This window comes from Amycolatopsis sp. CA-161197 (assembly GCF_050942255.1).
GTDB lineage: Bacteria > Actinomycetota > Actinomycetes > Mycobacteriales > Pseudonocardiaceae > Amycolatopsis.
Genome location: NZ_CP192059.1, coordinates 1,155,351 through 1,173,664, shown reverse-complemented (window position 1 = coordinate 1,173,664; position 18,314 = coordinate 1,155,351). Strand labels below are relative to the sequence as shown.

At 71.3% G+C, this 18,314-nt stretch carries 18 protein-coding genes and 1 pseudogene; 10 read left to right on the top strand and 9 right to left on the bottom strand.

Annotation, left to right across the window (positions count from 1 at the left end):
• The first annotated feature begins 113 nt into the window (after nt 1–113).
• Entirely contained in the window at nt 114–908 is a 795-nt protein-coding gene (locus ACQPXB_RS05865; RefSeq protein ID WP_432849964.1) for an enoyl-CoA hydratase-related protein, read from the top strand.
• Nucleotides 909–949: 41 nt separating this feature from the next.
• Here ACQPXB_RS05865 and ACQPXB_RS05860 read toward each other — a convergent pair whose 3' ends face one another.
• From ACQPXB_RS05860 to ACQPXB_RS05840, 5 genes are read right to left on the bottom strand one after another with little or no spacing between them, the layout of a single operon-like run.
• Complete coding sequence (locus tag ACQPXB_RS05860; RefSeq protein ID WP_366575262.1) at nt 950–1,519, bottom strand: DNA-3-methyladenine glycosylase I; 570 nt, start codon at nt 1,517–1,519, stop codon at nt 950–952.
• Nucleotides 1,516–1,974 carry an SRPBCC family protein gene (locus ACQPXB_RS05855; protein ID WP_366575264.1) on the bottom strand — a complete coding sequence of 153 codons (459 nt, stop codon included), beginning with the start codon at nt 1,972–1,974 and terminating at the stop codon, nt 1,516–1,518. Before ACQPXB_RS05855 ends, ACQPXB_RS05860 begins: the two co-directional genes overlap by 4 nt.
• On the bottom strand, nt 1,967–2,281 hold the full coding sequence (locus ACQPXB_RS05850) for a DivIVA domain-containing protein (protein WP_360603028.1): 315 nt from the start codon (nt 2,279–2,281) through the stop codon (nt 1,967–1,969). Before ACQPXB_RS05850 ends, ACQPXB_RS05855 begins: the two co-directional genes overlap by 8 nt.
• Nucleotides 2,278–2,952 carry a permease prefix domain 1-containing protein gene (locus tag ACQPXB_RS05845; protein WP_432849961.1) on the bottom strand — a complete coding sequence of 225 codons (675 nt, stop codon included), beginning with the start codon at nt 2,950–2,952 and terminating at the stop codon, nt 2,278–2,280. Before ACQPXB_RS05845 ends, ACQPXB_RS05850 begins: the two co-directional genes overlap by 4 nt.
• A gap of 17 nt (nt 2,953–2,969) precedes the next feature.
• A complete protein-coding gene (locus ACQPXB_RS05840; RefSeq protein ID WP_220246405.1) occupies nt 2,970–3,293 on the bottom strand; it encodes a helix-turn-helix transcriptional regulator in 324 nt (107 codons plus the stop codon).
• Nucleotides 3,294–3,433: 140 nt separating this feature from the next.
• Between ACQPXB_RS05840 and ACQPXB_RS05835 the strand changes: the two genes are divergently transcribed.
• From ACQPXB_RS05835 to cydC, 4 genes are read left to right on the top strand one after another with little or no spacing between them, the layout of a single operon-like run.
• Entirely contained in the window at nt 3,434–4,600 is a 1,167-nt protein-coding gene (locus tag ACQPXB_RS05835) for a cytochrome ubiquinol oxidase subunit I (RefSeq protein WP_386946691.1), read from the top strand.
• Between the two features lie 2 nt (nt 4,601–4,602).
• Nucleotides 4,603–5,598, top strand: coding sequence for a cytochrome d ubiquinol oxidase subunit II (locus ACQPXB_RS05830; RefSeq protein WP_386946690.1), 996 nt, complete (start codon nt 4,603–4,605; stop codon nt 5,596–5,598).
• Between the two features lie 12 nt (nt 5,599–5,610).
• Nucleotides 5,611–7,164 (top strand): thiol reductant ABC exporter subunit CydD, encoded by a 1,554-nt coding sequence (cydD, locus tag ACQPXB_RS05825; protein WP_432849958.1) that lies wholly within the window; start codon nt 5,611–5,613, stop codon nt 7,162–7,164.
• Entirely contained in the window at nt 7,161–8,717 is a 1,557-nt protein-coding gene (gene cydC / locus ACQPXB_RS05820; RefSeq protein WP_432849956.1) for a thiol reductant ABC exporter subunit CydC, read from the top strand. Before cydD ends, cydC begins: the two co-directional genes overlap by 4 nt.
• Here the strand turns inward: cydC and ACQPXB_RS05815 are convergent.
• Complete coding sequence (locus ACQPXB_RS05815) at nt 8,650–9,558, bottom strand: glucosyl-3-phosphoglycerate synthase (RefSeq protein WP_432849954.1); 909 nt, start codon at nt 9,556–9,558, stop codon at nt 8,650–8,652. The two genes, cydC and ACQPXB_RS05815, sit on opposite strands and share 68 nt — an antisense overlap.
• A gap of 53 nt (nt 9,559–9,611) precedes the next feature.
• Between ACQPXB_RS05815 and ACQPXB_RS05810 the strand changes: the two genes are divergently transcribed.
• Nucleotides 9,612–10,286 carry a lysophospholipid acyltransferase family protein gene (locus tag ACQPXB_RS05810; RefSeq protein WP_432849952.1) on the top strand — a complete coding sequence of 225 codons (675 nt, stop codon included), beginning with the start codon at nt 9,612–9,614 and terminating at the stop codon, nt 10,284–10,286.
• A gap of 4 nt (nt 10,287–10,290) precedes the next feature.
• Here ACQPXB_RS05810 and ACQPXB_RS05805 read toward each other — a convergent pair whose 3' ends face one another.
• Both ACQPXB_RS05805 and ACQPXB_RS05800 read right to left on the bottom strand, forming a co-directional pair.
• Nucleotides 10,291–10,866: a TIGR00730 family Rossman fold protein gene (locus ACQPXB_RS05805; RefSeq protein WP_432849950.1), complete on the bottom strand. Its 576-nt coding sequence runs from the start codon at nt 10,864–10,866 to the stop codon at nt 10,291–10,293.
• A complete protein-coding gene (locus ACQPXB_RS05800; protein WP_354871266.1) occupies nt 10,866–11,651 on the bottom strand; it encodes a TIGR00730 family Rossman fold protein in 786 nt (261 codons plus the stop codon). The genes ACQPXB_RS05805 and ACQPXB_RS05800 overlap by 1 nt, the downstream gene beginning before the upstream one ends.
• Nucleotides 11,652–11,957: 306 nt before the next feature.
• Between ACQPXB_RS05800 and ACQPXB_RS05795 the strand changes: the two are divergent.
• The 4 genes and pseudogenes from ACQPXB_RS05795 (at nt 11,958) to ACQPXB_RS05780 (ending at nt 17,102) form a co-directional block, all read left to right on the top strand.
• Nucleotides 11,958–13,903 (top strand): annotated as a pseudogene (locus ACQPXB_RS05795) (M4 family metallopeptidase).
• 260 nt (nt 13,904–14,163) lie between these two features.
• Entirely contained in the window at nt 14,164–14,889 is a 726-nt protein-coding gene (locus ACQPXB_RS05790; protein WP_432849947.1) for a M20/M25/M40 family metallo-hydrolase, read from the top strand.
• A 168-nt stretch (nt 14,890–15,057) separates the two neighbouring features.
• Nucleotides 15,058–16,113 carry a chitinase gene (locus ACQPXB_RS05785; protein ID WP_432849945.1) on the top strand — a complete coding sequence of 352 codons (1,056 nt, stop codon included), beginning with the start codon at nt 15,058–15,060 and terminating at the stop codon, nt 16,111–16,113.
• A 128-nt stretch (nt 16,114–16,241) separates the two neighbouring features.
• Nucleotides 16,242–17,102 (top strand): YceI family protein, encoded by an 861-nt coding sequence (locus ACQPXB_RS05780; protein WP_366575286.1) that lies wholly within the window; start codon nt 16,242–16,244, stop codon nt 17,100–17,102.
• A 117-nt stretch (nt 17,103–17,219) separates the two neighbouring features.
• Here the strand turns inward: ACQPXB_RS05780 and dapE are convergent, their stop codons facing one another.
• Nucleotides 17,220–18,293, bottom strand: coding sequence for a succinyl-diaminopimelate desuccinylase (dapE, locus tag ACQPXB_RS05775; RefSeq protein ID WP_432849942.1), 1,074 nt, complete (start codon nt 18,291–18,293; stop codon nt 17,220–17,222).
• Nucleotides 18,294–18,314: the final 21 nt, after the last annotated feature.

Below are 18,314 nucleotides of genomic sequence, written 5' to 3'. Positions count from 1 at the left end.
GGCCGGGCGCGAACGCGGACCGATCATTTGCCGCCGTATCGGTGCTGGTATGCGCCACGCGGGGCTGAAAGACTCGGCGGAGGACCCACGATTACGCCAAGAGGAGCACCACAGTGACCACACCCGACGTCCTCCTGACCGCCGACGCAGACGGCGTGCGCACCCTGACCCTGAACCGGCCGGAGGCGTACAACTCGCTGACCGTCGAGCTCAAGGAACGGCTGCTCGCCGAGCTGCGCGCCGCGGCCGACGACGCGGACGTGCGCGCGATCGTGCTCACCGGCGCGGGCAAGGCGTTCTGCGCGGGACAGGACCTGAAGGAACACGTCGGGCTGCTGCAGGCCAACGACCCGGCCCCGCTGCACACGGTGAGCGACCACTACAACCCGATCGTCAAGGCCATCGTGGACATGCCGAAGCCGGTCATCGCCGCGGTCAACGGCACGGCCGCCGGCGCTGGCGCCGCCTTCGCCTACGCGAGTGACCTGCGGATCGCCGCCGAGTCGTCGTCGTTCCTCATGGCCTTCGCGAACGTCGGCCTCGGCCCCGACTCGGGTGCGTCGTGGACGCTGCAGCGGCTGATCGGCCTCGGCCGCGCCGCCGAGCTGATGCTGCTGGCCCGCACCGTCGACGCGAGCGAGGCCCAGCGCATCGGTCTGGTCGGCGAGGTCGTGCCCGACGAGGAGCTCGCCGCGCGCGCCCAGGCCGTGGCCGCGAAGCTGGCCACCGGCCCGACGGTGGCGTACTCGAAGATCAAGCACGTGCTGGCCGTCGCCGCGCAGTCCTCTCTGGACGAAGCGCTCGCGGCCGAGGACGAGGCCCAGACCGCGCTCGGCGCCACCGCCGATCACACCGAGGCCGTGGAGGCCTTCGTCGGCAAGCGCAAGCCGAACTTCCAGGGCAAGTAGTCCGCGGGGGTGTTCCGTCCGGCCGAAACCGGACGGAACACTCACGAGCGCTTGGCCCGGAAGCAGCCCGAGACGTGGTCGTCGACCATGCCGGTCGCCTGCATCAGCGCGTAACACGTCGTCGGGCCGAGGAACGCGAAGCCGCGCTTCTTCAGTTCCTTCGCCATCGCCTTCGACTCGTCGGTCACGGCCGGCACGTCGGCCATCGTCCGCGGCCGCTTGTGCTTCGCCGGGGCGAACGACCACAGCAGCTCGTCGAGCGGCACGTCCAGGTCCGCGATCGCGCGGGCGTTGTTGATGGCCGCGAGGATCTTCGCGCGGTTGCGCACGATGCCGGCGTCGGCCATCAGCCGCTCGATGTCGGCGTCGCCGAAGCGCGCGACCTTCGCCGGCTGGAACTTGCGGAACGCTTTGCGGAAGTTCTCCCGTTTGCGCAGGATCGTGATCCACGACAGTCCCGACTGGAACGACTCGAGGGTCAGCCGCTCGTACAGCGGGGCCTCGCCGTGCAGCGGCGTGCCCCACTCCTCGTCGTGGTAGGCCACGTAGTCCGGCGTCGAGTTCCCCCAGGAGCAGCGCTTGACGCCGTCCTGGCCCAGCAGTTCGGTCACTGCTCACCGACCGAATAGTCCTGCACGAACTTCGCGAACCGCTTCATCGACTGGTGCACCCCGAGCGAGAACGCCGGGCGCACCGCGGGCCAGCCGAGGCGCCCGATCAGCCCGAACGGCAGGTCGAGGTGCTCGGCCCAGACGAACGTGGAGCGCGTCGGCCCGTTGGCCACGACCTGGAACGCCGCCGTGCCGCGCACGAGGCTCCCGAGGTGGCGCATCGTCACCCGCAGCGGCGGCTCCCACGCGGTGACCTCCATGGTGTCGGTGAACCCGACGCCGGCGATCCCCGTGGTGGCCGCGATCTTCGAGCCGACACTGCGCCCGTTGCCTTCGAGCACGCGCACGGTGGTGCCGAGCACCCACTCGCTCTGGCGCGGCCAGTCGGTGAGCGCCAGCCACGTCGTGCCCGCCGGCGCCTCGACCTCGACGGACAGGATCAGGTCACTACTCACCCGCGGGCCTCGGCTCCGGCTGGGCCGCTTCGAGCTCCGCGACGCGGCCGCGCAGCTCGTCGAGCTCCACGCCGAGCCGGCGCATCACCCAGTCCACTTCGGACATCTTGTACCCGCGCAGCACGAGCTGGTAGCGCACGTGACGCACGTCCTCGCCGGTGATGTCCTCGGCGGGCAGGCGCGTGGGCGAGCTGCCCGGCGGCAGCGGGGCCAGCTCCTCGCCCCGGCCGAACACCACGGCGGCGAGCAGGAACACCACGGCGGCCACCAGCAGCATGACTACGAGGTAGATCAGCGCGGTCGTCACGCCACGATCGTGGCACACCGGCCCCAGGAACGTCGCGCGAGCACGACCAGACGCACCGACAGCAGTACATACGCCACCATCAGCAACACGCACGGAACGGACAGGAACAGCCGCGAGACGTCCACGAACCCCGTCGCCACCACGAGAGTGAGCACCGAGGCGAGGTTGATCCCGACGGCGCCGGCGATGAAGAACCCGCACGTGCGCGCCAGGCGGACACCGTCGACACGCCGGCTCAGCCACCGCGCGCAGACCAGCGCGACGAGCCCCACGGCCGGCACCACGAACACCGCGCCGTGGGAGAAGTGCGTGGCCACGCGGTACCACTCGGGCGTCGGGGTCGACAGGCGCGTCCAGTCGCCGAACGTGAGAATCCGGGCGAAGTCCCAGGAAAGCTGCATCGCGGGCACGCCGAGCACGAGCTTCCACAGCGTGCGCACGCCGCTGTGCATGGACAGCTCCGCCTGGTAGTCGCCGGCCACCACGTCGACGCCACCGAAGTCGGCCACCGCGCGGCGCTCGGCTTCGTCGTGCGGCCAGCCGCCTTCGCGGTACGCGTCCGCCGCGTCGCGCAGGCCGTCTCGCGCTTCGGCGAGCAGGTCGTCCTTCGTCGACCGGCAGCCGACGAGCCGCCGGTCGAGGTCGCTCAGGTACCCCTCGATCGCGTTCACGCGGACCTCCCCCGCCGTCATGCCTCCGCCCGCAGGACGCCGCCGATCACCGTGGTGAACTCCCGCCACTCGGCCCGCTCGGCAGCGAGCGCCTGCTGCCCGGAGCGGGTGAGCCGGTAGGTGCGGCGCTTGCGTCCCGACACCACGTCCCACTCGCTGGCCAGGTAGCCGGCCCGCTCCAGCCTGCGCAGCGCCGGGTACACGGTCCCGGTCGGCAGGTCGAGCGCGCCGTCGCTCCGCAGCGAGAGCGCCTCGATGATCGCGTAACCGTGCAGCTTCCGGCCGTCGAGCACAGCCAGCAGCAGCGCGTCGAGGTGCCCGCGCAACGTGTCCGCCTTCATAGGTGGGCAGTCTACTCATGTTGTCCCCGGAAGCGTAATCCCCCGTTCCTCCTAGGGGACCCGGGGAAAACCCTGAGATGACCCTGGTCTCATAGATTTCTCTACTACATGTAGCCGCACTACCTATACACTCGCTCGCCATGGACCCCCTACCCATCGCGAGACTCCAGTTCGCGACCACCACGTCGTTCCACTTCCTGTTCGTGCTGCTCACACTGGGTCTGGTGACCGTGACCGCGGTCATGCAGACGCGCGCGACGATCAGCGGCACGCCGCAGCTGCTCCGCATGACCCGGTTCTGGGGCCGGCTGTACGTGATCAATTACGCGCTGGGCATCGCGACCGGAATCGTGATGGAATTCCAGTTCGGGCTCACGTGGACCGGGCTCTCCGCATTCGCCGGTGACGTATTCGGCGCCCCGCTCGCGATCGAGACGCTGGTGGCGTTCTTCCTCGAGTCCACATTCCTCGGCCTGTGGATCTTCGGCTGGGGCCGGCTCAACAAGTGGCTGCACCTGTCGCTGATCTGGCTGGTCACACTCACCGCGTACGCGTCGGCGCTGTTCATCATGGTCGCCAACTCGTTCCTGCAGAACCCGGTCGGCAGCCACCTGCAGGGCGGCGTGCTGCGCCTCGACGACTTCGGCGCGCTGCTCACCAACCCGGCCCTCGTGGCGTCGCTGCCGCACGTGATCGGCGGCGCGCTGATGACCGGCGGCTTCTTCGTGACCGGCGTGAGCGCGTACCACTTCCTCAAGCGCACCGCGCAGGTCGACTTCTTCACCCGCTCGATGCGGTTCGGCGTGGTCACGGCGCTGATCGGCAGCATCGTCACGATCAACCAGGGCTTCGAGCAGTTCGGCGAGCTGGCGAAGTACCAGCCGGACAAGCTCGGCGAGAGCGCCGTCGGGGTGCCGCTGGCCGCGATGATCGGAATCGGGTTCGTCGCACTGCTGTGCTCACTGGCCGGCACGATCCTGCTGATCCGCGGCTGGCTGATGCGCGCCCGGTTCCTGCACTACCTGATGGTCCCGGCGATCGTGCTGCCGTTCGCCGCCGCGATCTGCGGCTGGCTCGTGCGGGAGCTCGGCCGCCAGCCGTGGCTGATCTGGGGCAAGCTGCGCACGGCCGACGCGGTCGCGGACGTGCCCGGCGGCCAGGTCCTGTTCTCCTTCATCGCCTTCGGCCTGCTGTTCGCGGCGCTCGCCGTGGCCGACTGGGTGCTGATGTCGCGGGTCGCGCGGCGCGGGCCCGAGCCGGAAGAGGCGCCCGCGGAACCCGAACTTCCCGTACTGAGCGGAGTCTGACGATGACGACCATCTGGTGGGGTGTGCTCGGGCTGCTGCTCGGTGGGTACTTCGCGCTGGCCGGCTACGACTACGGCGTCGGCTTCCTGCTGCCCGGCCTCGGCCGGGACGAGGCGAAGCAACGGCGGGCGCTGGGTGCGCTCGGGCCGTTCTTCCTGGCCAACGAGGTGTGGCTGATCGCGGCGGTCGGGGTGCTGTTCGGGGTGTTCCCGCACCTGGAGGGCCGGGTGTTCGCCGGCGCGTACGTGCTGGTGGTGGCATTGCTGCTGGGGCTCGTCACGTTCACCGCGTCGGTGCAGCTGCGCAGCCGCCGGCCGGATGGGCGCCGCGGACCGTGGTCGTTCGGCATCACGGCGGGCGCGCTCGTGACCACGCTGGCGTGGGGCCTGTTCCTCGGCAACCTCGTGCTCGGCCTGCCGGTCGACGCCCAGGGCAACCCGGTCGACGACGTGCTCGCGCTCTTCGACCCGTACGCCGTGCTGTGGGGCCTCGGGTTCGTGGCACTGTTCGGGCTGCAGGGGGCGGTGTTCCTCGCCGTGCGCGGGCCGGCGGAGCTCACCGGCCGGTCGGCGCGGCTCGCGAAGACGTTCACCACGCCGGTCGGCACGTTCCTGGTGGTGGCCACGGCGTGGGGTGCGCTTGCCGTTTCGGGGATCTCGTGGGCCGCGGTCGCGGTGACGGCACTGGCGTTCGCCGCGTTCGGCACCGTCCTGTTCGGACTGCGAGCCAAGCGGTACCGGCTCGCACTGCCCGCGGCGATGCTGCTGTCGGCGACCCCGGCGCTGGTGGTCGGTGCGCTGCGGTTCCCGACGATCCTGGTGTCCGCTTCGGACCCTGGGTACGCGCTCACCGTCTCCGACGCGTTCACCGCACCTGAGACGGCGTCGTTGCTGGTGTGGTTCGCGGTGCCGGTGCTCGTGGTGCTGGTGGTCGTGCAGTGGCTGACCTGGCGGGCGAACCGCGGGCCCGTCGACCGGCAGTCGCTGCTGCACTTCTAGAGGGGGAACGAAATGCCGTCACTGCCCGGCTTGCGCCGGTACCTGTTCCTGCTCGGGCTCCTCGGCGCGCTGACCGCCGGCGTGGTCCTGCTGCAGGCCGAAGGCCTCGCGACGCTGCTCACCGGCGGCGGCCTGGGTGTCACGTTGGTCGTCGCCGTGGCCCTGCGAGTGCTGCTGGCACTCGCGATGGGGGTGGTCACGGGGCGGTTCGCGGCCGGCGCCCAGGCCGGGCTGCGCCGGCGGCTGCTCGGGTCGACGGCCGATGCCGGCGTGGTCACCACGCAGGTCACGAAGGGCGTCGACGCGACCACGGCGTACCTCACCGGCTACCTGCCGGCGCTCGTCGCGTCGGTGCTCGTGCCGATCGCCGTGGTGGTGCGGCTGGTCACGACGGACCTCACGTCGGCGTTGATCGTGGTGGCCACGCTGCCGTTGATCCCGGTGTTCGCGGCGCTGGTCGGGGCTCGCGCGAAGGCGCGGACGGAACGGCAGTGGGCGCTGCTGACCCGGCTGGGCGGGCACTTCCTCGACGCCGTGCGCGGCCTGCCGACGTTGAAGCTCTTCGGCCGCGCCCGCGCACAAGCCCAGCACGTGCGCGCGATGGCCGACGCGCACGCCGACGCGACACTGGGCACGCTGCGCGTCGCGTTCCTGTCGTCGCTGGTCCTGGAACTGGTGGCGACGCTGTCGATCGCGCTGATCGCCGTGCCGATCGGCTTCCGCCTGCTGGAGGGCTCCCTCACCGCGCACACCGCGATGCTCGTGCTGGTGCTCGCGCCCGAGGCCTACCTGCCGCTGCGCGCGGCGGGCGCGAAGTTCCACGCAGCGGCCGAGGGGCTCACGGCTCTGCGCGAAGCGCTGGCCACGCCGCTTGCGACTCGACGCGGTGGCACGGTCACCAGGCCGGCGGGGCGGCCGGAGGTCGAGTTCGCCGGCGTTTCCGTGCATTACGGCGAAGTTTCCGCACTGTCCGAAGTGGACCTGGTGATCCGCCGCGGCGAACACGTCGCCCTCACCGGGCCGAGCGGTTCCGGGAAGTCGACGCTGCTGGCCGTGCTACTGGGGTTCGTCACGCCGTCCGCCGGCCGCGTGCTCGTGGACGGCGTGGACCTGCGGTCCCTCGACCACGCGGCCTGGCTGCGCGACACGGCGTGGCTACCGCAGCGGCCGACGTTGTTCAGCGGCACCGTCGCGGAGAACATCGCCCTGGGCTCATCAGCCGACGTGCGCACCGCCGCCCGCGCCGCCGCGCTCGACGACGTGGTCACCGACCTGCCCGAGGGCTACGCGACCCGCATCGGCGAGCTGGGCGCAGGATTGTCGGCAGGCCAACGGCAACGCGTCGGCCTCGCCCGCGCACTCGCCCGCACCGACGCCGGGCTGGTCCTGCTCGACGAACCCACGGCCCGCCTCGACCGCGGCACCGAACAGGCTGTACTCGCCGGAACAGCGGCGTTGCTGCCCGGCCGCACGGCGTTGTTCGTCGCCCACCACCCCGCGCTGGCCGCCATGGCCACCCGCACCATCCCACTCGCGGACGGCCGAGTCCCGCTGGAGGTCCGATGAACACCACACGCCTGCTGCGCGCCGCACTGCTCGCCGCCGGGGCCGAGGTCTCCGGGCTGGCGCTCACCGGCACGGCGGCGTGGCTGCTGATGCGGGCGGCCGAACGTCCGCCGCTCGCCGCGTTGACCGTCGCGATCGTGGCGGTGCGGGTGTTCGCCTTGGCGCGCGGCGGTTTGCGGTACGCCGAGCGGCTGGCCGGGCACGAGGTCGTGCTGCGGTACCTCGGCGCGTTGCGTGCTCGGGTCTACGCGGCGCTCGTGCCGCGGCGCGTCGCCGAGCACTCCGGCGCCGACCTGGTGACGAGGCTGGTGTCCGATGTGGACGCGGTGCAGGACGCGGTGCTGCGGCTGGCGCTTCCGGCCGCGGTGGCCGGACTCGTGGGCCTGGCGTTGGCCGCGGTCACGGCGTTCGTGAGCTTCCCGGCCGCGGCGGTGCTCGTGGCCGGGCTGCTCCTCACGGGCGGGCTGCTGCCGTGGCTGGCGGCGCGAGTCACGGCGAAGAGCCAGGCCCTCACTTCGCCGGCGCGGCAGCAGCTGGCCGAGCGCACGGTCGAGCTGGTCACCGGGCGCCACGAACTGGTGGCCTACGGCGTCGGGCCCCAGGCGACGAAAGCCGCCGGCGCCATCATCGACGGAATAGCCGCAAGGGCCCGCAGTGTCTCGGCCCGGCTGTCCGTGCTGACCGCGGCCGGCGCCCTCGTCCAGCTGGCGACCACCGCAGGCGTGGCTCTGCTCGCCGGCGCGAGCCTGCCGGTGACGGCCGCGTTGACGCTCGCTGTGCTGGCCCTGTTCGAGATCGTCCTTCCCCTGACCGCCGCGGCCCAGCGCGTCCCCGAACTGCGGACGTCGCTGGGCCGCGTGCGTGAACTGCTCGCGACCACCCCGCCGGAGACCCCCGAACACACCGGACCCGGTCACCTGAAGCTGGACAACGTCACAGTCCACCACCCGGGCCGGCAACCCGCTCTCCAGAACGTCGACCTCGACCTCCCGCCCGGCACCCGACTGGGCGTGCTCGGCCCGTCCGGCGCCGGCAAGACCACCCTGCTCCACGTCCTGCTCGGCTTCACCGCACCGACGTCCGGACAGGCCACAGTGGACGGTCACCCGATCCAGGGCCCCAGCCCCCGGGTGGTCTCCGGCGCCCTCGCCGACGCGCACGTCTTCGCCACCACCGTCCGCGAAAACCTCCTCATCGCCGCGCCCGAGGCGACCGACGACGAGCTCCGCACGGCCTGCGCCGTCACCGACCTCGACGTGCCGCTCGACCGCGACGCCACCACCCTGTCCGGCGGCCAGCGCCAGCGCCTGGTCCTCACCCGCGCCGTCCTCGCCGCCCCGCCGGTGCTCGTGCTCGACGAACCGGTGGAAGGCCTCGACGAAACACACGGCGACGAGGTCCTCGCCCGCGTCCTCGCCAACGCCCGAGGGACCGTCGTCCTCGTGACGCACCGGCCTGAGCACCTCGAAAACTTCGACCGCGTGCTCAGCCTCGAGGACGGACGGCCCGCACCTGCACCATCGGTGGCCGGTCCAGCACGGGGATCTCGCTGACGTCGGGCAGCCACTCCCCCGACACCTGCACGAACTGCGTCAGCCGCGCCTCGGCGTCGGTCGGCACGCCGCAGCGCGCCAGGGCCGTGCCGAGGATCTGCCGGGCCATCACGCCCAGCTGCAGCAGCGAGCGGTTGCGGTGCTTGCGGACGCCGAGGTTGACCTGGGCGAGCCCGTCGAGGCCGTAGCGCTGCTCGGCGTCGAGCAGCAGGCCGATCTCCACGCCGTAGCCGCCGGCGAAGGGCACCGACTCGAAGAACTCGCGCGTGCCCGCGTACTCGCCGCCGAGCGGCTGCACGAGCTCGCCCAGCGCCGGGCGCAGCGCGGACAGCACGGGCCGGGCCAGCAGCTCGGTGACCCGGCCGCCGCCCGTGCTCTCCAGCCGCAACGGGCGCCGGTAGAAGCCCTTGACCAGGTGCACGCCGGGTTCGGTGAGCAGCGGCCCGAGCAACGCCGGCACGAACGCCGGGTCCGGGTCGACGAGGTCCGAGTCGAGGAAGACCACGACGTCGCCGGTCGTCGCGGCCAGCGACCGCCACAGCGCCTCACCCTTGCCGGGGCGCGGCGGCAGGTCCGGCAGCACGTCCTCGCGGTGCACCACGCGCGCGCCGGCCGCGGCCGCGACCTCCACGGTGGCGTCGGTGGAGCCGGAGTCGACCACCACGAGCTCGTCGACGACGGTGCCGAGCAGTGGCCGCACCGACGCGACGACGTCACCGACCGTTCGCTCTTCGTCCAGCGCCGGAAGCACCACCGAAACCGTGCGGTCACGCTTGGCCGCGAGGATGTCCGCGGGCGTCCACGCGGGTTCCTGCCAGGTGCGACGTTCGAACCAGCTCATCGGCCGATCGTGCCATGCTGGTGACACCGACCTGCCCGCCGGAGGGAGACCCCTTGCTGCCCCTGCTCGTCCGTTTCGTGCTCGGCCCGCTGGTCCGCGCGATCTACCGCCCCGAAGTCGAGGGTGTGGAGAACGTGCCGACCGACGGACCGGTGCTGCTCGCCGCCAACCACCGCGCGGCACTGGACACCGGCGTGATCACCTTCACCACGCCGCGCAAGGTGCGTTTCCTCAGCAAGGCCGAGTACTTCACCGGCACGGGCCTGAAGGGCCGCTTCATCGCCAACTCGCTCGACGCGCTGGGCTATATCCCCGTCGAGCGCGGCAGCGCCTCCGCCGGCCTCGCCGCGCTGGAAGCTGGGCGCCGCGTGCTCGAAGACGGCGGCGTGTTCGCCATCTACCCCGAAGGCACGCGCTCGCTCGACGGCCGCCTGCACCGCGGCCACACGGGCGTCGCGGCGCTCGCGCTGTCCACCGGCGCGAAGGTCGTGCCCGTCGCGTTGTGGGGCACCGAGGGCATCCAGCCGAACGGCTCGAAGATCCCGCGCGTGTGCAAGATCAAGATCAAGTTCGGCACGCCGCTGGACTTCTCGCGCTACGAGGGCCAGGACTCGTCGTCGGCCATTCGGCGTTCCGTGACCGACGAGGTCATGTACTCGATCCTCGAACTGTCGGGCCAGGAGTACGTGGACACCTACCACAAGCGCCCGAGCGAGGGCGCTGCTTGAGCTGTCAGTTCCACTTCGGGGGCGCGGGCGGGGCGTACTCGGCGAAGCGGTCGAGCAGCGCCGACACGTCGGAGTCGATCAGCAGCAGGTCGCGGTAGCCGGCGCCGAGGAACCCTTCGGTGACCATGTGGTCGGCGAAGGACACGAGCGGGCCGTAGTAGCCGCCGACGTCCACGAGGCCGATGGGCTTCGAGTGCAGGCCGAGCTGGGCCCAGGTCCACACCTCGAACAGCTCCTCCAACGTCCCGGCGCCGCCGGGCAGCGTGAGGAAACCGTCGGACAGCGCCGCCATCTTGGCCTTGCGCTGGTGCATGTCGGGGACCACGTGCAGCTCCGTGAGGCCCGCGTGCGCGATCTCCACGCTGGACAGCGCCTCGGGGATCACGCCGATCACCTCACCGCCCGCCGCCAGCGCGGCGTCGGCGACCACGCCCATGGTGCCGACGCTCGCACCGCCGTACACGAGCCCGATCCCGCGCTGGGCCAGCAGCTTTCCCATTTCGGCGGCAGCCTCCGCGTACGCCGGGGAGAAGCCCATCGAGGACCCGCAGAAGACGCAGATCCGGCGCAACGAGCTCATCAGTGGGTGTCCTCCCAGGCCTGGTACGACTCCTCGACCACGCGCACGGCGTCGTCGATGTCGTCGGTGAGGTGCAGCAGGTCGAGATCCTTCTCGCTGATCTTGCCGCCGTCGAGCACCGACTTCGAGATCCAGTCGTAGAGCCCGCCCCAGTACTCGGTGCCGAAGAGCACCACGGGGAACTTGGTCACCTTCTTGGTCTGCACCAGCACCAGCGCCTCGAACAGCTCGTCGAGCGTGCCGAAGCCGCCGGGCAGGCAGATGAAGGCCTGCGAATACTTGATGAACATCGTCTTGCGCGCGAAGAAGTAGCGGAAGTTCACGCCCAGGTCGACCCACGGGTTCAGGCCCTGCTCGAACGGCAGCTCGATGCCGAGGCCCACCGAGAAGCCGCCGGCCTCGTTGGCACCGCGGTTCACGGCCTCCATCGCGCCCGGCCCGCCGCCGGTGATCACGGCGAAGCCGGCCTCGGCGAGCGCGCCGCCGATCTTGCGACCGAGGTCGTACTCGGGGTCGTCGCGCTTGGTCCGCGCGGAGCCGAACACGGTCACCGCGCGCGGCACCTCCGCGAGCGCGCCGAAGCCCTCCACGAACTCGGCCTGGATGCGGAGCACCCGCCACGGGTCGGTGTGCACCCAGTCGCTCGGGCCGCGCGCGTCCAGGAGCCGCTGGTCGGTGGTGCTGCCCTGGTCACGACGGTCGCGCCGCAGCACGACCGGGCCCTTGTGGCGCTCCACCGGGCGCTCGGGGTACTGGCCGTCCGGAAACTCAGACTGTTCACTCACCAACCCAGCCTACGGGCCGTCCCGCCAGGCAGAACCTCAGCGTCGCCACCATCGGGCGCCGCCGGTGACCGCGAGGTGAACGGTCCCTTGTGGACCACCGGTCCACACCTACCAACGGCCGGTTCACGGCAAGTCCCGACGAAAGTAGCCCCGCGTACCGCGGACCGGGAAACGCCCTGATGTTCAAGGGTTTTTCGCGGTTGATTAATGCCCGAGTAATGCTTTCCTAGGCCGTTCGGAGCATTGCCCGACCCTGTGGCGACTCCTTTACTCACGGTGATCATCCCCGTCCCCGAAGGGAACCCGATGACCGGCAGAAGAGGGATCACCGCAGGCCTGGCCACCGCCGGGCTCGCCCTGTCCGCGTTCACCGTCCCGGCTGCGCCCGCGTCGGCCGCACCCCCACCGGCCGACCCCCTGACCCTGGCCGCCACCGCGTCCGACCAGGCCACGAGCCTCTCCGCGCTGCGTTCGAGCGCCGACGAGGCGTTCCACCGCGTCGGCACCACCGCCGGCGGGGGCGGGCTCTACTACAGCGCGTACGAACGCACCTACCGCGGCCTGCGCGTGGTGGGCGGCGACGCCGTGGTCGTCGCCGACGGCACCGGGCGCGTCCGCGACACCACGGCGGCCGATACCGCGCCGCTGTCGGTCCCGACGATCGCGACGCTCGACGCCACGCGCGCCGCCGACACCGCGCGCCGGCAACTGACCACTGTGGACGGTGTGGCCAAGCCGGACCTCGTCGTCCTCGCCGGGAAGCAGCCCAAGCTCGCCTACGAGGTCGTGGTCACCGGCCGCACCGCGAAGGCGCCGAGCAGCCTGCACGTGTTCGTCGACGCCACCACCGGGGCGGTGCTCCAGCAGCGCGACGACTGGAGGTCGGAGGCGGGCGATCGGGAAGCGGGCACCACGGCGGCGGCCCCGCTCGCCGCCGGCAACAGCTTCTACGCCGGCAACGTCAGCATCGACACCACCGGCTCCGGCTCGTCGTTCTCGATGCGCGACCCCGGCCGTCCCGGCATCAGCTGCGGACGCGAGGGCGGCTCGGTGTTCACCGGCCCCGACGACAGCTGGGGCAACGGCAGCGGCACCGACCTCGAAACCGCGTGCGTCGACGTGCTCTACAGCGTGCAGACCGAGTGGAACATGCTGCGCGACTGGCTCGGCCGCAACGGCATCAACGGCACCGGCGGCGGCTACCCCGCGTCGGTCGGGCTCGACGACGTCAACGCCGGCTGGGACGGGCGCTCCACGCACTTCGGGCACTCGTCGGACAACCAGCGCCAGGCCACGTCGATGGACGTCGTCGGCCACGAGTTCGGCCACGGCATCTTCCAGACGACCCCGGGCGGCGCCGGCGGCAGCATCGAGAACGGCGGCATGAACGAGTCGACCGGCGACATCTTCGGCGCACTCACCGAGGCGTACGCGAACAACCCGAAGGACCGGCCCGACTACGAGGTGGGCGAGGGCGTGAACCTAGACGGCCAGGGCCCGATCCGCTACATGTACAACCCGTCGCTGGTGCGCGACCCCAACTGCTACTCGACGTCGCTGCCGCCCGAGGTGCACGCCGCCGCGGGGCCGCAGAACCACTGGTTCTACCTGCTGGCCGAGGGTTCCGCCCCGGTCGGCAAGCCGGCGAGCCCGACGTGCAACGGCAGCAGCGTGACCGGCATCGGCATCCAGAAGGCCGGCAAGATCTTCTACAACGCGCTGCTGAAGAAGACCTCGTCGTGGAACCACCGCGCCGCCCGCAAGGCGACGCTGGAGACGGCGCTCGCGCTGTACCCGGACAGCTGCGCGGAGTTCACCACCGTGAAGGCGGCGTGGGACGCGGTGAGCGTGCCCGCGGCGACCGGCGAGCCGACCAGCTGCGGCACGACCACCCCGCCCACCGACTGCGCCGCCGTCTCCAACGGCACCGACGTCGCGATCCCCGACGCGGGCGCGACCGTGGCCAGCAGCCTCACTGTTTCGGGTTGCGCTCGCGCCGCCTCCGCTTCGACCCGGGTCGAGGTGCACATCGTGCACACCTACGTCGGTGACCTCGTGCTCGACCTCGTCGCCCCCGACGGCACCGCGCGTACCGCCTGAAGAACTCCAGCAACGACTCCACCGACAACATCGACACCACCTACACCGTGAACGCCTCCACCGAAGCCGCCAACGGCACCTGGCAGCTGCGCGCCCGCGACGTCGCCCGCGCCGACACCGGCCGGCTCGACTCCTGGACGCTGACCGTCTAGCCCGCCCCGGAGGCCGCCGCTCCCCCGGGGCGGCGGCCTCCCCCGTGGAAGGGGAAACCATTGCTGTGGAAGAAAAAAGCCGTCGCGGGCCTGGCAACGCTGGCATTCGCGGTGGGCTCGCTGGCGCAACCGCCGGTCGCGTCGGCCGCGGCCGCGCCGGACATCTCGCTCGCCAATATCAAGACCCACCTCGGCCAGCTGGAGGCCATCGCCCGCCAGAACGGGGCAACCGGTCGGCCGGTGGCGGCTACGCGGCCTCGGTGTCCTATGTGGAGGGTCAGCTGCGCGCCGCCGGCTACACCGTGACGCGCCAGACGTGCACGAGCTGCGCCGGGCGCACGCAGAACCTCATCGCGGACTGGCCGAAGGGCGACTCGAACCGCGTGCTCATGCTGGGCGCGCACCTCGACAGCGTCAGCTCCGGGCCGGGCATCAACGACAACGGCTCCGGCAGCGCGTCAACTCTCGAAGTCGCACTGACGCTGGCCCGCGCCGACCCGGCGATGGCCCAGCGCGTGCGGTTCGCGTGGTGGGCCGACGAGGAGTCGGGCATGCGCGGCTCGAAGTTCTACGTGAACAGCCTCTCGGCGGCCGAGCGCGCGAAGATCACCGCGTACCTCAACTTCGACATGATCGGCTCGAAGAACTGGGGGTACTTCGTCTACGACGACGTGGCTCCGATCAAGAACGTGTTCGACCGGTACTTCGCGTCCGTCGGGATCCAGACCGAGGGCGACCGCGAGGGCGACGGGCGCTCGGACCACGCGTCGTTCAAGAGCGCGGGGATTCCCGTCGGCGGTCTGGCCACCGGCGCGGGTGACGTGAAGACCACCGCGCAGCAACGCAAGTGGGGCGGGACGGCGGGGGCGGCGTTCGACAACTGCTACCACCGCGCGTGCGACACCGTCGCGAACATCCCGGACGCGCCGTTGGAGCGCAACAGCGACGCGATCGGCTACGCGGTGTGGCAGCTGGCGACCACGTGAGGACAAGGCCGAGGGTGGCGACGCGGCGACAGCACCCTCGGCCGGCTTGTCCAGACCACCTATTTGTCTAGACCACCCGTTCGTAGGTAGTCAACTGCTCCATACGCCGCCTACCGTTCGTCGGAACGCCGCGTGCTGGGACAGCGTTGTCGCGAGACGGGAGCCGGGATGTTCGGTCGCAGGTCACGGATCTTCGGTGCGGTGGTGGCCGCCGCGCTCGCCCTGCCGTTGGCAGGGCTCACGGGGACCGCGGGCGCGTCGGTGCAGGCCGACACGTGTGCGGTGAAGTCGAAGCCCGCCGGGAAGGTGCTGCAGGGTTACTGGGAGAACTGGGACGGCGCCGCCAACGGTGTGCACCCGGGCCTCGGCTGGGTCCCGATCACCGACGCGCGCATCAAGTCCCACGGCTACAACGTGATCAACGCGGCCTTCCCCGTCATCCGCTCCGACGGCACGGTGCTGTGGGAAGACGGCATGGACGCCGGCGTGAAGGTGGCGACGCCGGCCGACATGTGCGCCGCGAAGGCCTCGGGCGCCACGATCCTGATGTCCATCGGCGGCGCGGCGGCGGGCATCGACCTGTCGTCGACGGCGGTCGCGGACAAGTTCGTGAGCACGATCGTGCCGATCCTCAAGAAGTACAACTTCGACGGCATCGACATCGACATCGAGACCGGCCTGACCGGCAGCGGGAACATCAACTCGCTCTCGGCTTCGCAGGCGAACCTCATCCGCATCATCGACGGCGTGCTCGCGCAGATGCCGTCGAACTTCGGCCTCACGATGGCGCCCGAAACCGCTTACGTGACCGGCGGCAGCGTCACCTACGGCTCGATCTGGGGCTCGTACCTGCCGATCATCAAGAAGTACGCGGACAACGGCCGCCTGTGGTGGCTGAGCATGCAGTACTACAACGGCTCCATGTACGGCTGCTCCGGAGACTCCTACGAGGCCGGCACCGTGCAGGGCTTCACCACGCAGACCAACTGCCTCGCCAACGGCCTGGTCGTGCAGGGCACAACAGTAAAAGTGCCGCTCGACAAGCAGGTGCCCGGCCTCCCGGCCCAGCAGGGTGCCGGCGGCGGGTATCTGGCGCCGAACCTCGTCTCGCAGGCGTATCGCGCTGTTTCGGGCGTGAAGGGCCTGATGACCTGGTCCATCAACTGGGATGGCTCGAAGAACTGGACGTTCGGCGACAACGTCCGCTCGCTCGAAGGCCGCTGAAATCCGGCGACGGGGCCCCGAACACCAGGCCTCGGCGCCGGAACCGCTCCCGGATACCGCTGTGGCCCAAGGCTTGTCGTTGACGTCGCTGATAACGTGCCCCGACAAAGTCGAGCAGAGGAGACGACGTGTTCGGGCGCAAGCGAAACAACGGACAGCGTGGCGGGCCCGTGACGTTCAACGCCGAAGCCGGACTCCTCAGCGTGCGGGTCGGTGACGAGCACGGCCGCCCGCTCCCGGGCACGCAGATGGTGATGCTGCACAAGCGCACCCAGCGGCAGACGAAGGCCGTCGCGGACGAGTTCGGCCTGGCGGTGAGCACCTTGTCGGCCGGGACGTACGCGGTGACCGTCAGCGCGCGCGGCTACCAGCCACGCAACAGCACGGTCGAGGTCGTGAGCGGCGACCACACCTCCCTCGAAGACCTGCGGCTCGTGCCGGACGACAACCGCCAGCTGCCTGACCCGGGCGAATGGGTGCTCGACCCCGACCACACGGCCATCCGGTTCATCGCGCGGCACATCGGGCTGTGCGAGGTCCACGGCCGGTTCCGCAGCTTCCAGGGCAGCATCGTCGTCGGCAAGCAGATCGAGGACTCCACCGTCGAGGTCGTGATCGACGCCGCGAGCATCGACACCTCCGCCGACAAGCGCGACGACCACCTGCGCTCCCCCGACTTCCTCGACGTGCGCCGCTTCCCGCAGATCCGCTTCCACGGCCACCGGTTCCGCCGCGCGCCCGGCGACCGCTGGAGCATCGACGGCACGCTCAACCTGCACGGCGCCAGCCGCGGCGTCCGCCTCGACGCCGGCTACCTGGGCCTGCGAACGTGGAACGGCGACCGCCTCGGTGCCGTCGCCACGACCGAGCTGCACCGCGAGGACTTCACGATCAACTGGCAGCAGACGCTCGCCAAGGGCCTGGTCATGGTCGGCTCGACGATCGAGATCCAGCTCGACATCCAGGCCGTCCGCGCGGGAACGGCCTAGCCACCCGGCTGCTCACCCCCGGCCACCGGGTCGCGGCGAGCACCCCAATGCGGCGTTCGGTGCACCCAACGCACCGAACGCCGCATTGGGGGCGCAGGACCGGCAAGCGGCCGGGGGTCAGCCCAGGAACTTGCGCAGGACGTCGGCCACCTGGCGGATCTCCGCGACGTGCACGTGTTCCTGCTGCGTGTGCGCGAGGCTCGGGTTGCCGGGGCCGAAGTTGACGGCCGGCATGCCCAGCGCGGCGAAGCGGGCGACGTCGGTCCAGCCCAGCTTCGCGGCGGCGCGGCCACCGGCGGCGGCCACGAGCTCGGCGGCCGCCGGGGCCGAAAGGCCAGGCAGCGCGCCCGGTGAGAGGTCCGTGAGCGTCACGGCGTAGCCGTCGAAGACCTCGCGCACGTGGGCCTCGGCCTGCGCGGGGTTGCGGTCCGGGGCGAAGCGGAAGTTGACCGTGAGCACGGCGGCGTCGGGCACGACGTTGCCGGCCACGCCGCCGGAGATCTTGGTGGCCTGAAGGCCTTCGCGGTAGGTGAGGCCGTCGATGTCGACCACGCGCGGCGCGTACTCGGCGAGCCGGCGCAGGGGTTCGGCCAGGGCGTGGATCGCGTTCTCGCCCATCCACGCGCGGGCGGTGTGCGCGCGGGTCCCGCTCGTGCGGATCTCGACGCGCAGCGTGCCCTGGCAGCCGGCCTCGATGACGCCGTTGGAGGGCTCGCCGACCACCGCCAGGTCGCCGGCCAGCCACTCGGGCAGCTCGCGCTCGATGCGGCCGAGGCCGTTCTTGACCGCTTCGACCTCTTCGTTGTCGTAGAAGACGAACGTCACGTCGTGGCGAGGCTCGGGCAGCGTGGCGGCGAGGTGCAGGAACACCGCGTCGCCGCCCTTCATGTCGACGGAGCCGAGGCCGTGGAGCAGCTCTTCGTCGCCGGAACCGGTGCGGTGCGACGGGAGGTTGGCGTTCTCCGGCACGGTGTCGAGGTGCCCGGCGAGGATCACGCGCGAGCTGCGGCCGAGGTTCGTGCGCGCGAGCACGGCGTCGCCGTTGCGGACCACCTCGAGGTGCGGCGCCTGCTCGGTGAGCGCGGCCTGCACGGCGTCGGCGAGCCGGGCCTCCTCGCCGGAGACGCTGAACGCGTCGACGAGGGCGGCGGTGAGGTCGGCGGGGTCGGCGCGCAGGTCCAGCGAGGTCATACCGGCACCGTACCGACCCGG